General features: G+C 32.3%; 13 protein-coding genes and 1 pseudogene. 2 read left to right on the plus strand and 12 right to left on the minus strand.

The features are described 5' to 3' along the window. Nucleotides 1–42: 42 nt before the first annotated feature. The 3 genes from CER22_RS16530 to CER22_RS16540 all read right to left on the minus strand — a co-directional run bounded on the left by CER22_RS16530 (nt 43) and on the right by CER22_RS16540 (nt 4,472). Nucleotides 43–1,560, minus strand: coding sequence for a glycosyltransferase family 2 protein (locus CER22_RS16530; RefSeq protein WP_088063825.1), 1,518 nt, complete (start codon nt 1,558–1,560; stop codon nt 43–45). Nucleotides 1,561–1,935: 375 nt separating this feature from the next. Beyond that, nucleotides 1,936–2,958, minus strand: a complete 1,023-nt coding sequence (locus CER22_RS16535) for a hypothetical protein (protein WP_088609181.1) — start codon at nt 2,956–2,958, stop codon at nt 1,936–1,938. A gap of 296 nt (nt 2,959–3,254) precedes the next feature. Continuing rightward, nucleotides 3,255–4,472, minus strand: a complete 1,218-nt coding sequence (locus tag CER22_RS16540) for an aspartate aminotransferase family protein (RefSeq protein ID WP_088063827.1) — start codon at nt 4,470–4,472, stop codon at nt 3,255–3,257. 271 nt (nt 4,473–4,743) lie between these two features. On the opposite strand from CER22_RS16540, the gene CER22_RS16545 reads away from it, so the two are divergent. Continuing rightward, nucleotides 4,744–6,123, plus strand: a complete 1,380-nt coding sequence (locus CER22_RS16545) for a catalase (RefSeq protein WP_088609182.1) — start codon at nt 4,744–4,746, stop codon at nt 6,121–6,123. Between the two features lie 125 nt (nt 6,124–6,248). Here CER22_RS16545 and CER22_RS16550 read toward each other — a convergent pair whose 3' ends face one another. The 3 genes from CER22_RS16550 to CER22_RS16560 form a co-directional block, all read right to left on the minus strand. After that, nucleotides 6,249–6,776 carry a hypothetical protein gene (locus tag CER22_RS16550; protein WP_088609183.1) on the minus strand — a complete coding sequence of 176 codons (528 nt, stop codon included), beginning with the start codon at nt 6,774–6,776 and terminating at the stop codon, nt 6,249–6,251. A gap of 112 nt (nt 6,777–6,888) precedes the next feature. After that, nucleotides 6,889–8,643 (minus strand): adenine deaminase C-terminal domain-containing protein, encoded by a 1,755-nt coding sequence (locus CER22_RS16555; protein WP_088609184.1) that lies wholly within the window; start codon nt 8,641–8,643, stop codon nt 6,889–6,891. A gap of 291 nt (nt 8,644–8,934) precedes the next feature. After that, complete coding sequence (locus tag CER22_RS16560) at nt 8,935–9,813, minus strand: LysR family transcriptional regulator (RefSeq protein WP_088609185.1); 879 nt, start codon at nt 9,811–9,813, stop codon at nt 8,935–8,937. Between the two features lie 124 nt (nt 9,814–9,937). Here CER22_RS16560 and CER22_RS16565 point away from each other — a divergent pair, with 124 nt between their 5' ends. Then, nucleotides 9,938–10,513, plus strand: coding sequence for a sugar O-acetyltransferase (locus CER22_RS16565; protein ID WP_088609186.1), 576 nt, complete (start codon nt 9,938–9,940; stop codon nt 10,511–10,513). 287 nt (nt 10,514–10,800) lie between these two features. Here CER22_RS16565 and CER22_RS16570 read toward each other — a convergent pair whose 3' ends face one another. The 6 genes and pseudogenes from CER22_RS16570 to CER22_RS16595 all read right to left on the minus strand — a co-directional run bounded on the left by CER22_RS16570 (nt 10,801) and on the right by CER22_RS16595 (nt 16,300). Beyond that, nucleotides 10,801–11,439, minus strand: coding sequence for a LysE family translocator (locus tag CER22_RS16570; RefSeq protein ID WP_000624898.1), 639 nt, complete (start codon nt 11,437–11,439; stop codon nt 10,801–10,803). Then, nucleotides 11,432–12,174 (minus strand): annotated as a pseudogene (locus CER22_RS16575) (YqcI/YcgG family protein). Before CER22_RS16575 ends, CER22_RS16570 begins: the two are co-directional and overlap by 8 nt. A 23-nt stretch (nt 12,175–12,197) precedes the next feature. Beyond that, nucleotides 12,198–12,674: a YbaK/EbsC family protein gene (locus tag CER22_RS16580; RefSeq protein WP_087984608.1), complete on the minus strand. Its 477-nt coding sequence runs from the start codon at nt 12,672–12,674 to the stop codon at nt 12,198–12,200. 736 nt (nt 12,675–13,410) lie between these two features. Continuing rightward, nucleotides 13,411–14,577: a serine hydrolase domain-containing protein gene (locus CER22_RS16585; RefSeq protein ID WP_088609187.1), complete on the minus strand. Its 1,167-nt coding sequence runs from the start codon at nt 14,575–14,577 to the stop codon at nt 13,411–13,413. A 230-nt stretch (nt 14,578–14,807) separates the two neighbouring features. Further along, on the minus strand, nt 14,808–15,314 hold the full coding sequence (locus CER22_RS16590; RefSeq protein WP_088609188.1) for a DUF3902 family protein: 507 nt from the start codon (nt 15,312–15,314) through the stop codon (nt 14,808–14,810). Nucleotides 15,315–15,571: 257 nt separating this feature from the next. Then, the gene (locus CER22_RS16595) at nt 15,572–16,300 is read right to left on the minus strand and encodes a hypothetical protein (protein ID WP_088609189.1); all 729 of its coding nucleotides are present in this window, start codon (nt 16,298–16,300) and stop codon (nt 15,572–15,574) included. Nucleotides 16,301–16,305: the final 5 nt, after the last annotated feature.

Genomic DNA, 16,305 nt, shown 5'->3' on the forward strand with positions numbered 1-16,305 from the left:
TCTTCATATGAAATGTTAATTTTTTTGTACTGGTCTAACAGTTTAATCACCCTTTCCATCTATTTCAAGGTGTTCTATTAAGTAAGAGAGAGCTTCAACGTGATCACCAATTATTCTTAATACCGCTGGAGGATGTCCATTATGACTTACATTCTCCATTAAACGAATTCTATTCGGTTTTACAACATCAACGTAATGTACACATTCTACTCTATACCCTTGTAATATAGCTTTTACTTGTGCAAGACTAGGGCATAGTAAACTTTCCCAGCCTATTGCATCTAAACATGATCTACTCATAGCATGTGGAATTGCTACTAATGAGCCATTACTTAATTCTGGACGATTATATGCTAAATTAAGCATATACTTTACGACGTCTACAACATAAAACGGAGGATGTAACATCGGATTCAAATCATTTAATGCTATGTCTACACCAGCTGAAACTGCTTTTGTAAAGTGATGCAAATTACTTCCTGAAACACTAAAATCACCATCAATAAATAAAAGGATATCTCCTGTAGCTTCAAGCGCTCCAATAGCACGTCCAACATTATGACCAAGTCGTTCGTTATATTCAATAATAGTAGCACCAAGTCTTTTAGCAATATTGGCCGTTTGATCTGTCGAACCATTTACAACGACAATTATTTCTAGCGGTTCTATTTTTCTTGCCTCAAGTATTACTTGTTCTATAGTCTCTTCTTCATTTTGCACTGGTATAATGACAGATAGTTGTTTCCCGTCATAAATTGAAGAATGCATTCCCCAACCTCGATGATACGAAGGATACTGCTTGCTTTCACCTAATCTTTGAATAATATCTCTTCTTTTTCCTGCATCAGTAAACCCTACTCTTTTTCCCTTTTTCTCTATCCATTTAGAAATACCGATTAAATATTTTCCCACTTTCTCCCTTTCATTTTCTGACAATTCTTTTTTAACTAAATAACCTTCCTCTTCTAACGTTTCATCTCTAGATAACGTTTTTATTGCATATTGATCGTTAATCCGCCAGCCTTGATTAACTATGTTCATATGAGCTAGAACGATATCTTTTATATAATCAAAGCCGATATTTACCACTACTTCTTTCGTAAGTGCATATGGTAATGAAAGTATTGAATTGCTTTTTAAATCTGGTCGACTTAAAATTTCATTTAACATTTTTCTCCAAACAATATCCGTATTTGGACATTTACCAACTTCTATAAATTTATCTATTTTGTTTAATACTACATCAGCCTGATTTGTAACAACTGGCTCAATAAAATTCTTCATTTCATTTGAAGATAATAAAAAATTACTATCTACAAATAACAATACATCTCCTTTAGCTGCCTTTACAGAAGCTTCATACCCATCATAATACGTACTATATTTATCCCTCAAAACAATATGGCATTTATGTTTCTTTGCTATTTCATACAAATTACTTCTATCGTTAGGAACGAAAATTATAATTTCAAGAGGATTTAGCTTCCATATAGATTGAATTGATTCTTCTAATATTTGTGCTCTTTCACTATACAAAATAATAACCGTTAACGATTTCATTACACGCCCCCTTTGCACATCATGTGACATAAAGTGAAACTTTAATCAGTGGGGGTTTTCTTCATCCCCCACTGATTATTAGTTGAACCAATCGGACTTTTATGGGCAGCCCGACCCCCATCTAACTTCTTTGCTTTCGCTAAATTTTGAGGTGGGGGTCTTACTGCCTATTAAAGTGGGATAAAATATTAAGTATTACCATTTCCTATGAATTTGCTACTTTATTAACATATTCAAAAGTGAATTATACTGTGTAAAAACAACCGTCTATTTTTGAAAATATAAGTTCTGCACTTACCTCCTTCCTCTTATCATTGTTTGTTACAACTCTCACCATTTAAAAACAAAAAAAGTCCTAATTTCTTTAGGACTCTATTAAACAAATTTATCAATATTATTAATTTTATATACTACCTTTTTCCATGTTATACCGCGATCTGTTGTAGTAAATATTTCTTTTTTATTACACGCCCAACCTTTACGCCGATTAAAAAAATGCAAACAAAATACATTTTTTAACAATGGATTACTTGATTCTTTTATCCATTTTGATCCTTTTTTTATTATTTGATATACACTTCCATTTTCACTATTTATAACCCAGCCATAATAGGAACTAAAAAAAGAAACAGCCACTTTACTAGTATTTATTGTTTTATTTGAAATATGCCACGAATTCCCCTTATCAAATGAGTAATTCATTAAAAATTTATCATCATTCATTTTAGTTGGTATTACTAATAGGTTATTTTTGTAGATTGCTTTATAAGCCATAGCAGTCCCAGTATTAATCCCTTCAAGACTTGGAATATCTTTTATAGCTTGCCAACTTTCCCCACCATTTATTGTTTTAAATACCGTTGATGTTTCATAATGTTTTTGTAATGAAATAAATCCGACTAAATCGTTTATAAATGTTATCCCTGAAATACTATCACTAATACTTATATTTTTTATTACTTTCCAAGCTTTCCCTTTCGTTTTCAAATAGTATAAATTATGTTCAAATTTATTTGATGCAAGCTTTCTAGATAATACAATCCATATACTATCCATATTCGTAGCATGCAATTGCACTTGAACATCAGTCGATTTCTCCCAATCTTCTTCAACCGGTAAAATAAACTCACTCCATCTTTCCCCTCTATTAACTGTATAAAATATAGCTGGCAATAGATCGTCATTCGTTTTTGTTAAACCATATGCCCAAGAGCTTCGAGCGTTTATTGGATATGCAAATAATACAATTGAATTTAGAGGATTAACAACATCCCATTCTACTCCTCCGTTTCGAGTATATAAGATGGCTTGCTTTTTATTTGCATATTGAATACCAGCCCAACCATATTTATCCGTTCTCATTTGTAAAGAAGTAAATTGAATATCATTATTTTCCAATATATCACCTCATTCTTATTATTTATATATTCGTATGCTATTATTTTCAAAACGTTCTATCACTCGTTGTTAGTACCACTCGTTTTATCTACTATCTTTATATTTACTTTCTCTTTTCTTCAACAGTAAAATATCATTCAATCATGTATCAAATATAATGAAATCCTTTCTATTTTTTTCGTTATCATTTACCAACAACTGTATTTTACAAAATTCAACTATAAAAAATGCACCCCAATTGTAAAACTATTTTTAACAATTAGAGTGCACTTTATATAAAATTTAGCTTTTAACTTTTAAGCACTTACTACAGCAGCAACTTTATCCATACAAGAAATAAATTGAGTAATAAATGCATCAATTTCTTCTTTTTTAATTATATATGGAGGAAGTAAACGGATGATATTCCCTTGTGTAACATCAACTAACATCCCTTTCTCCATTAGTTCTACCTGTAATTTCTTTACATTTTCATTCGTATCATTCAAACTAATTCCAAACATCATACCAGCATGGCGGACTTCCTGAATATAATAAGAATTTTCTTTCTGAATTTCTTGCAATTTATCATTTAGATAGTGTGACGTTTCATACGCTTCTTGCATTAAACCATCGTCAATCAATGTGTTTAATACCGTTAACCCTAAAGCGGTTCCCATTGAAGAATGAGCAAACGTTGTGCCGTGATCTCCTGGTGCAAATACATCACATAACTTTTCACCTACAATAATTCCGCCAAGCGGTATCCCGCCTCCTGCTCCCTTACCAATTTGAATAATATCCGGAGTAATATTGAAATTTTGATAAGCAAATAGTTTACCAGTTCTCCCCATACCACTTTGAACTTCATCAACGATAAGAATAACATTATATTTATCACATAAGTTTTGAACACCATGTAAATATTCACTTGATAAAGGGTATATCCCCCCGCTTCCTAATACAGGCTCTAGCATAATCGCAATTGGATTTTCTTTAACGATTGTTTCTTCTAATTGCTCTATATTCTCACGCTCTACTTCATATACCGGAATCGATGTTTTAGGAAAATTTTGATATACACTTTCTTGTCTCGTAAAATGAAGTGCTCCTAACGTACGCCCATGGAAACTATTCTTCAGCACTACGATTCCTTCACGTTCCTCTCCCGTATTAGCTCTATATTTATCAATTAATTTTAATGTCGTTTCTGTCGCTTCCGTACCAGAGTTTGTAAAAAAGACCTTTCCGTTTTTTAAAGAGCAGTCAACTAATTTCTTTGCATACTCAATCGCAACTGGATTTAAAAAATGAAATGGAAGATGCAACGATTTCGTAACTTGTTCCATTGTCATTTGCACGATTTTCGGGTGATTGTATCCTAATACATTCACTCCGACACCAGAAAATAAATCTACATATTCTTTACCATCCACATCATATAGTTTGCAACCTTCTCCTCTTTCTATCGCAACCTTCGTACGACAATACGTAGACATCATATATTCTTTATCTAATTGAAACCAATCCGACATTTTAAATTCCTCCTAGTTATTTTCCCTGTTTATTTATGTTCATTCTCTATAAAGTCATGTATAAATTCATTTTTCAGATTAAAATTTTAATAGTAATTTTCTTCACGATATTCATTTTTCCATAATTTCTTCTATTTCAACAGGTCCACTACATGTGCATTTTTTTCATCTAGCGGTCTGTTACCATTTTGGACTTTGCGTGTCATACATAATCAAGGCTATGAAATCATATTTAGTAACAATGGACAAAAAAGATTTGGAGGCTATATAGATGGATGAAAACTATGATAAACAGGGGCAATCTTTACTAGGGAATGACTTTAATGAAAATAGAGAACGTAATGAACAAGCTATACTTCACTCACAAACAGTTGGTTCACGTGGACCTATTCTAAAGCAAGATAGTGTACTTCACGAGACGCTACAAGAATTTATTCACGAAAAAATTTTAGAAAGACCTGTTCATGTAAAAGGATTTGGTGCGTTCGGTTATTTTCAAACGATCTATCCAATGTCTGAACATACTAAACTACGTTTTTTACAAAATTCTAATGCGAGAGTTCCTGTTATGGTGCGATTTTCATTAGCCGTTAGTAGGAAAGGAACACCTGACACTTCTAGAAATGTACGCGGTTTTTCTACAAAGTTTTATACAGAAGAAGGCATTTTCGATCTTTTATGTAATCACATCCCTGTCTTTTCCGTTCGTGATCCGATGCGTTTCCCTGAAACGATTCAAGCGTTGTTACCTTCACCTATAAATAACTTAATAGACCCTAATAGATTTTGGAGCTTTGTCGCTAGAGCGCCTGAATCCATTCATTTCGTTGTCCATTTATATTCTGATGCTGGTACGGCCAAAAGTCTTCGCCACATCCCAGGACATAGTGTTAATACATATGTATGGAGAAATGCAGAAGGTAATCGAAAGTATGTAAAGTATCATTGGTACCCCTTTGAAGGTGTACAATACATTACTAGTGAGGAAGCGAATAAACTGGCTGCTGAAAACTCTGATTATAGCGGGAAAGATTTATATGATGCAATTGCAAATGGTAAACCAGTAGAATACGGTTTATATGTCCAGCTCATGGATCCGAAAGATGAAGCACATCTTTCTTATGACCCTTTAGATGATACAAAAGTATGGGATGAAAAGAAGTATCCTCTTATACCAGTAGGCAAAATGGTATTAAATAAAAATCCTGAAAATTATATGGAGCAAGTAGAAAAAGTCGCCTTCTCCCCTTCTAATTTACTAGACGGTGCAGAACTATCAGATGATAAAATGCTGCAAGGGCGTGCTAACATTTACAGTGATTCTCAAAGAAGAAGAATTGGTTCCGAATTTCGCAAATTGGCGATTAACAAACAGCAAAATTGGACGCCTGCTAATCAAATAACGAGCGGTGACGGAAGATACGTTGAAGGTAAACTTGAAAGAACTTCTATTACGAAACAGGATGACTTTACGCAGCCTAGTGAATTTTATGCGAAGTTAAAACCGATAGAAAAAGAACATCTTGCTAAAAACTTAGCTAGTGATATGAAAGTTATTTCTGATGATATTCGAAAGGTTGTTTTGGGGTATTTTCATAAAGTGTCTGCTGATTTGGTAAAGAGGATTGAAAGTGCAATGCAAAAGCTTTAAGTATATAAAAAAACGTCATTTTAAAAATAAAAAATGACGTTTTTTTATGGTGAAATTATTAGTAATTTCTACCGCTTCATTTACAATTCTTAACGGAATTTTTCCCCTTCAAAATTTCCGTTATTTCATTTTACATTATGGTACTCATTTCTCTTTTTCAGATAATCTTTTTCACATTGTAACGGTTTGAATTTCACTTTTTTCCCTTTCTTCTTTTTCGTTTTTATAACGAGCCATTCCCCTTTTTCAACGTCTAGTTTAAGGCGTTTCATTACATTAATATTATCTTTTTCTTTATAAAGTAAAAATGCTTCTTGCGCCCTCACAAATAAGCTGGGCTGCTCGCTAAATCCACCACTATCATAAATTTTAGTTAGCGAATTATAATAAGAATCATTTTCCTTTCCACCATACATCAAATGGGCAGCCTCCAGATCTCTTTTACTTACTTCCCAAAAACTGTGTGCATCAATATTTAAATCAAACGTAGATTTAATGTCCCTCATAATGTTTTTCACATACTTCTCATCTCGAATTTTCCTTTTTTCAAGACAATCAGAAGATAACCTTGGTGCATCTGATTGGGAATGTACAACGTGTTGTATCGATACACACAAAATAAATACGCTTAAAATGTAAAATATTTTTTTCATATTTACATATCACCTCAAATGATTTATATACTATATCATTTGAGTCTTACAATATTCTTATGCTAACAATGTGAAAGGCCCTATAAATTGGACTTTTATAGAGCCTTTCATATTAACATTGCTTTATTAAATTTACCGGTGAAGCCATTACCTTACTATTTTTCACATCATATAGTCCTATAGGCGTTACCCGTATAAAAGGCAAGTGCGTCGCAGAAAAGAATAAAATGGTAAATGCCGGATCGTCATACCTGTAGCCACGCTCTTGCAATAATTTCACCAACTGTTTCTCTTCCTGTATTAATTCACTCATTTTTAAATTAGACATAATCCCGAGCAATGGTAATGCGATTTCGTGTAATACTTCATTCTTTTCAGCTATTACCATTCCCCCGCCAAGCTCTTTTACTCTATGAAAAGCTGTAAGCATATCTTCTTTATTCTTCCCAATAAGAATGATGTCGCCGGTACCAGAATAAGAGCTAGCAAGACCACCTAGTTCTTTCGCAAAACCTTTCACAACTGTATTCACTCGCCACGTACCGTCACGAGCAATCATCATAAGAAAACACTCATCATGATCTAGAGAAAGTTCATCACAGTTTAAATCAATTTCACTCGTGTATGGTTTAGTTATAACGTTATTCAATAAATGTATACCCATTTTATGAGAAAAAATCATATCCTCTTTTTCTATGGACCAGTTTAATAATACTGGAGTTACTTTGAATTTACTCCAGTCTATTTGTAATGATTCATTTTTGTTTATTCCGTCACGCTTCCCCCATTTCCCTTTTGCAAGTACGCTTATTGGAACCGGATTTTCTTTACTTTCCAAAATATTAATATTAGCAATTCTACCTGTCGCAATTGAACCATGTAGATGTTCCATATTATAATAACGAGCGATATTATAACTTGCCATATGATAAGCATCTATTATTGGCACTCCTTGTTTTATCGCGGTAGCTATCATTACGTTTGTCATTCCATTTTCATAAAACGAAGGATGTGAGCCGTCTGTAGTAAGAATAAATCTATCAAACTGCTTTACTCCTAGTTCCAACAATTCTTTGAGTAACACTTCTAAATCTGGGCGTATTGAAGAATTTCTTAGGGAAACCGTGTAACCTTGCATAAGACGAGTGAAAGCTTCCTGTCCTGTCATCGCTTCATGATCACAATCTGTACCTAACAGTTTTAACTTCGCTAAAGTCGTTTCAGATGCTCCTGGAAAATGTCCTTCCACTTTTTTATGTAATCGTTTCGTTTCCTGCAACCAATGTAACATTTCATCATCGCCATGTAATAACTTTGGCCACGCTGTTAGCTCGCCACCTTGAAGAACTGCTTTATGCTTAAGCCACTCTATTATTTCTTCACGATTAAATAAAGATTCCCCGTTTTGCAATTCAGTTTGTCCATCAAAACGACACCACCAATACATACTTGCTGGAATCTTTTCAAATTCATCTAATAAACGAAATGCTTCTTCACGTTGTAATGTGAAAAATAAAGTTAAATTATCATTAATAAAAGTCGTCGTCCCAAACTGCATCGCATAATTTGCTAACGTTTCTGGATTATATAATTGATATGGATGTGCATGCGGTTCTATGTAACTTGGAACTATATACTTTCCATCACAATCAATGACTTCACATTTATGTAGTTGCGCTGGCAGTCTTTCTCCTACATAAATAATGCGATCATCATAGATCCAAATATTTGCTTGCATCCACTCGTGCATATAGGAATTTAAATAAGTTGCATTCTTAAATAAAATGTGCGGACTTCTTTTGCCATCTATTATTTCAACATGTTCTCTTAATTGCTTGTTACTCCACCTGAAATCCTTTTGTTCCACTGTATTCAACTCCAATGCTATATTAGTTAAGATGAAAAATAATTAATTAAATAAACTATTTTTCATACAAGCCCACTAAATACGTACCCCTATTATATTTAATAATCATAAAAATAACAATTTTCAGAATCAATATCGTTTTTATTGTTCACTACTTCTCCTTTTGAACATAAACATTTCTGTGCAGTTGTTTTACTGAAATCTTCGAAAGAATAACGACTATTTCGTAAAGTAAAAAACGTGTCACCTTAATACGATGGCACGTTTTTTACTTTGCATTTCAAATTATGATTAGTTCATACTATTTCGGAGCTGATTTATAAAGGCATGGGCTGCATTTGAAAAAACTTGATTCTTTTTCCAAATAATATTTAAGTTCGCTTCTAATTTAGGTTGTAATGGTTTAAAGCAAAGTTTACTATTTCCTGAAGTGTTAATTATCTTATCTATACATAATGCATATCCAATACCTTCTTCAACCATAAGTGCTGCATTATAAAGCAAATTATAGGTTGCGACGATGTTTAAATTATCTATACTTTGTCCAAACCATCCTGTTAATTCATTACTAACAGTAGATTGTCGTGAAATGAATAATGGTTTCTCTATTAAATCCACTGAGCTAATAACTTGTTTATCCGATAAAGGACTATCTTTACACATTAATACACCCCAAGTGTCTTTAGCTGGCAATTGTGCATATTCATATTTTTGTTTATCAGTTGGCTCTATAACGACACCAAAATCTAATAATCCACTATCTAATTTACTCTTAATGTCATCAGCATTTCCGCTGTACAAATGAAATCGAATATTTGGATAGTCTTTTATTAATACTTTTAATGTTTTCGCAATAAGATGCATCGCTTCAGTTTCACCGGCACCAATGTAAACTTCCCCGCTTATCATTTCTTTTGAATCTTTTAAGTTCGCTTCCGTTTTATCTGCTAAATCAACAATCTCCTTCGCCTTTTTAAATAAGTATTTCCCCTCTTCTGTTAATGATATTTTCCTATTTCCTCTTATAAATAAATTTATTCCTAATTCCATTTCTAAATCTTTCAGTTGCCTTGATAATGTTGGCTGTGACAAATGTAATTGTTTTGCAGCTGCTGAAATACTTTCTTCATTTGCTACAGCAATAAAATAGCGTAACACTCGAATTTCCACGATAGTCTCCTTTTACATATAGCTAATAAGCATATGAATGTATTTAATATAGGTATTTGATATTGGAATCGTATCATTTTATGATTGTATTGAAAAGATTAGCGTTTTAGAGGGGAGTATAACAATGGATATGAAAGATTTTATAAATTTTTGTAAGGCCGGCAAGCCTATTTCAGGCGAGGATAAAGAATTACATGATCTACTAGTTCAATGTAGCTATGAAGCCCAGAAGATAACAATGAAATTAAATACATCTTATCATTCTAAAGAAGAGATTGTAGCGATATTTAGTGAATTAACAGGTAACAACATTGATCCATCTTTTATGTGTTTTCCACCGTTTCATACAGACTTCGGTAAAAATATTACAATTGGAAAAAACGTATTTTTTAACACTGGATGTTCTTTTCAAGATAGAGGCGGAATTCATATAGGAGACAATTGTATGATCGGTATGAATGTTACAATTGCCACACTTAATCACGGGCTAACTTTAGAAACAAGAAATACGACATACGCTTCCCCTGTTACAATTGGTGAAAATGTATGGATTGGTTCTAGCGCAACAATACTTCCTGGTGTTACAATTGGGAACAATTCAATTGTTGCTGCAGGTTCAGTTATTACAAAAGATGTACCTGCAAACACCGTCGTTGCAGGGGTGCCGGCAAAAGGTGTGAAAGTCATTCATAGCAATTAAAAATATTCTAGATTTTTGAAATGCAAACAAGCTACTTTGATTGAAATTTGCTTTACTGCTTATATATTTATTTTATCGCTCTTGTTAAGAATTTTATTTCTCCTTGTGAGAAGAGAATGTACCTATATATTTTGCTATACCGCAATAAAAAGACTTATAGAATGATTCTATAAGTCTTTTACTATAAGGAATTAACCTATACCCATCGATTAACAAATTCAAAAACCAAAAGATTCGCGATGAATAAATTTCTAATAAATCACTATTCTCTCTAATCATCAAAAAGTTCACAATAGTTGAGCAGTTCCTTTTACTGCCTCGTAGCCAAAATATATTCCAAACAGAATTAAAACAATGCCTGCTACTATAGAAATCCATTTCATTACTGTATGATTAATAAATCTTCTACCAAAATGAATAGATGTAGCCATAAATATATCCCAAAGCATAATCCCAGCAAAAATGGCTGCACTATACCATAAAGCTTGTTCTTTTCCAATAGTATTCATGGCACTAGTTAGAACTGATCCATATATCCCTATCCAAAAAATAATATTTAATGGATTAGAAATTGCGATAGCAAACCCCGATAGAAAAGATTTTAAAGGATGTTCTTTTTCACCTGATGAAATATATTGAACTTGTTTAGTAGCTTCTTTCATACTTTCATAACCCAAATAAATCATCGTTACAAAACCAAAAATCCAAATGCAAAGTTGAGCAACTGGAGTTGTTAAATAAGTCGAAATACCAAAGTAAATTAAAAACATCATTACAACATCTGCTGACATTGCCCCGACTCCCACTAACCATGCACTCAAAAAACCATTTTTTATTCCTTTATTTATTTGAGCAACATTAATCGGACCGACTGGTGCAGACAATGAAATCCCTAATAATATATAACTGAATATCATGCTAATCATTTTTCTTCAACCCCGTAATAGGACATCTCATTACACTTTCTTCATTTGTTTCCATTCAAAGGTTTCTTTTATTCCGTAATCCCCTATATCTGGATGCATTGGAATATCATCATATGCTAACAAACGTTTTCTAATCACTTTCCGCACTTGTTTCCCTTGTTTTGTATCACCTGTAATATCATCCAAAGTACCTCGAGGTTGTAACGTAATTTCAAGGCCGGTTCCTGTATATCTACTTTTTCTCTCAGAATATATTGGAGCCCTACAAACGACAAATATAGGTTCACCACCAAAACAAAATTCCCATTTAGCGTTATAAGAATCTATTGGTATTTCTGCATTCCATGGCTCCGGATCATTTCTCATTAAAAATTGTAATACATTCCAAAATTGTTTTTTGTATTCTTCAGCCAGTAATTGTTTATTAGATGGTTTAAAAAATATTACTAAAGTAGTTCTCTTTGCAATTTGTTGATATGTTTTAATATATTCATAAATCCCATCTCTTAGTTTGAACAATTCATTTTCATCATAAGCCGATTCGGAAAATATATATCTAGACCAACCATGTTTCTCAGAATCCACTGCAAAATAACACGGAAATGGTTTAGATTGATCTAAAATGCTATCGTGAAAATTATTGAAAGATACAGTTTTCCACTCATCTAAAATCCCTTTATTTTGTTCTTCAATTATTCTCTTTTGATCGTATAAATACATTTTTGTAGTTGGCATTACTAAAAGCCCCCCTAATATATTTATGATTTTTTCTCATATAGTAAAATATTATTCTCAACAATATTTAAAATTTCATTTATACTTTTTGTAGGTATTTCAATTGTTATCTCAGGTATACCGGGAGATAATAAAAATTTATTATAGTTATAAATTTTTCGATCTATAATAAGTGTGATTTCATCTGAATAGCCAAATGGAGATACGCATCCTGGAACACAAGAAGTTTTTTCTATTAACTCCTCGGCTGAACAAATAGAAATCCTTTTTCCAACCAACTCTTTCATAAGTTTTGAATCTAATTTTTCTCCTTCAACAGTTACAAATATGTAATAGTTATTTGATTTATCTTTTAAAAATAAACTTTTACTGGGTACACCTTCTAATTTAAACCTTTCTCTAATTTTTCTATCTGTTTCATAATCTAATATTGGTTCATGTGTATATTGTTTATACGATATAGCCGCTTCTTCTAACAGTTCTACTACTTGTTTATACATATTTATCCTCCCTTTGATTTCATTACACAATTTGAAAATATAGCCTTTTCTATTGCTGTTCCCGCTCCCTATTCTTTTTCACAATATATTCAATTATAGTTTAAAACACAATTTAAATTGCAATAAAATACATATTTGTAATAAAAATGGAATTAAAATATAAAACCTATATTAATCATTAATTTCATAATAGTCAATCATTTAGACACAAATCATAATTATCTATTTTTGTATACTTAATTCTATTTGTTATTAATTCATACATATTGTTTCTTTTGAAAAAGGACTTGTATATGTGTTCTATTTTTCATCTTCCAAAAATGTTTTGTTTTATCCTTCGGAAATGCGTCAACATTAATACGCTTTAAGATATTAATTCATACGATAAAAGTACATTATTATGTAAATTAAGGAAATACATTCGAATATTTTTCAACAAAAATCAGAATTTACTTATTATTAACTCCAAAACCTAGAACTACTTACCTTTGTATGTTCCAATATTTTAAAAATGTAAAAGTCACTATAAATAAGAAATATCAAATAAATATAATAGATTTATAGTAAAATAAAAAAATTTAAATACATCATTACTTTTCTTGTAACAGCACGTAAAAACCCCGAATCATGGGAAGTAAATTGCTCATGATTCGGGGTTTTTTAAGACTATATTTTAATAATAATTAAATCGCATACAAGTCCTTATATACCTCTATAGTAGAACTCTTTTCATCTATTATTTCTTAAATTCAATTTGCATCATTTTATTAAACTGTGTAAGAATATCAACCGGACCTAAAGAGTTAACATTGACAGCAAATGTATGCTTGCCTCCAATTACTCCACCAGCAAAAGTCATATACCCAGGAATTGCTCCTCCGTGACCCCAAACTGAAACACCGTTTGGAAGTTTCGTCTCATATATCCCAAGGCCATATCCATCACCAAGATCTTTTCCTTCTATTGGAACTGTAGTAAGCATTTCTTTTAGCTCGCGTTCTTTCAATAACTTACCACCGAGCAAAGATGAAAAGAACTTATTTAAATCGTCTGCATCTGAAATCATATCTCCCGCTGAATTAGCTAAACTCGGATTATAATACGTCATGTCTTTCAATTCACTTGTTTCGTCAATTTTCATATACCCTCGAGCATGATTCTTTCCTGGGATGACTGGTGAATTACCTGGTAAAAACGTATTTGCCAAGTCCAAAGGTTCAATAATTCGTTTTTCAATTTCTTCCGCATAACTATTACCAGTTATTTTTTCAATAAGCATTCCTAGTATTACGTATCCTGTGTTTGAATACGACCAACCTTTACCTGGCGAAAAATCTGGAGGTAGAGCAAGTCCTATTTTCACTATTTCTTCTGCTGTATACGTTTTTTTCGAATTCATAATGTCAGCTTCTTTTGACTTTAAATATTCAGCTATACCACTCGTATGGTTCAAAAGTTGACGTATCGTAATTTGATTGCCATCATATCCATTTCCTTGAATGAGGCCAGGTAGCCACTTTTCAATAGAATCGTCAAGTTGCACGCGATTTTCTCCTACTAATTGAAGAACAGTCGTAGCAGTAAAAGTTTTCGTCACACTACCAATCCGAAAGCGATAGTCCGATTTCATCGATTTCTTTGTACTTAAATCCGCGAGGCCAGCATTATAACTACTAATTTTTCCGTTATTATACGTCTTAGCTAATACCCCTGGCGCTCCAATTTGGATTGTTTCCTGCATGACTCGTTTCCAACCATTCAGATTCTTTTGATCATGTGCTTCTGACGAATTAGAAATATTTTGAGTAGATTCTGCTTTCACAGTAAAACCTGGTGTGAATAAAGTAGTACCCGCTAATAAAACTGCCAAACTCGCTAACTTAATTGAATAACTTTTTTTCATAAGGCTTTCTCTCCTCTATTCATATCGTATTGATTCAAGCTATACTTTCATCCTATATGATAAACCTCTCTTTTTTCTTATCCATTCCTTACGAAATACTTACGTTCAAAATTTAATGACCCAATGGAAAAAGCAATGTATGAAAATAAAAAAGAACGTGTTTTCAATTTATGAAAACACGTTCTCTTACATACTTAAAACCCTATATCAACTTTTTAGTTCATTCACTTTTACCATCCTGCACTAGCGTTCATGCCATTTCCGATAATAGTAAATAGTAATGGCCACAGCACTGGTGCTAACGTAAGAAATAGATTAAGCAGTATAAGTATTCTATATCTTCCAAGGATATTATGATTTTTACGATTAACAAATACTACAAAAACTAATAATATTATGGTCGTTACATATAAAAGTAACACTAACAACCAATACCAAACCATTAAACTGAGACTCCATGGCTGTAATAGCTCGTGTACAATACCAAAGGTGATTCCTAATACGGCAAAACTAAAGGTAGTAACTGTTGCTTTGATAAACAATTTACTTAATGTTTTATCGTATGTATACTTACAATATAAATCTATTAATGTGTATAAAGATAAAAAGGCCATTAATACACCTACCCAATACAATAACCAGTCTCCGCCTCCTCTAACTAACATAAACAGAAACCAACACATCCCTGCTGCAGAAAAAATAAAGGAAAGGAGTATGTTTTTCAATACCGGTTTCATTCTATTTTCACACCCTTACAAAAATTTAAAAATAAATTATAATTTTTATTTACATACTACCCGTAATTTATTTATCTCTTTTTCATCCTATATTGATGTAATGAAGATAACCTCACAAAAAATTCAACGAGCAATACTCTACTAAGGCAACCTTTTTCCATTGTTAGCGATATAAAAAAGTAAGTATGCATTACCATATAATTAAATATAAGTAAATAAAATTAATTTACAGTTAATTTTTTTTACTTATATTAACGTCACCCTTTCCCGTCTCGCTCTATCCATCGTACAGTCTTCTCTATATCTAACTCCGTATACGTCTTTTCACCATAACGAACAGACTCATATATCGGAATAATATCTCTCGTTCTACAAATTCTCTTTAACCATTGTTGCATCGTTTCATAGGATCTTCTCTGTTCGTGAAATGGTAAAGTTCTTTCCCATTCAACTAACGTTTTCCTTATCGTATCTTTAGGTAACAACTGTTCAAACTGACGCATCACTTTCTTTTTCTTTTCGGTTCTATCCGTATTTTCCTTTGTTATCGATTGTTTATCCTGTTCTATTTCTGATTTCGTTACCTTTTTCCTCATTAATTTATAAAAAGCATATAGAATGACCACTGCAATAATTACATAAAAAACGACACTAATCCATGAATTTGAAAGAACAGAAAACACATCAGTCCATGAATTTTTTCGTACAAAAAGTGGAATTTTCCTATCTATTTTTGTTCTTGTATCTACAACTCCTGTTTCTTCATCTATAATTCTTTCAGGTTCATCAAACTGTTCGTCTAAACTAGTAAAATCATAATTTCTTTCCGATATTGTCTTCGTCTTGCTAGAAAAAAGCCCTTTTACTATGTCTTGTACATGCACAACACCTTGTGATAACGTTATCGCACTAACCGTAAAGAAAAGTATCATGAAAACTCTAACACTCCAAATCTTCACTTTCATATGTCGCTCTTTATTAGCCATGACAT

It is taken from the genome of Bacillus sp. K2I17 (assembly GCF_002209985.1).
In the GTDB taxonomy this organism is placed as follows: domain Bacteria; phylum Bacillota; class Bacilli; order Bacillales; family Bacillaceae_G; genus Bacillus_A; species Bacillus_A wiedmannii.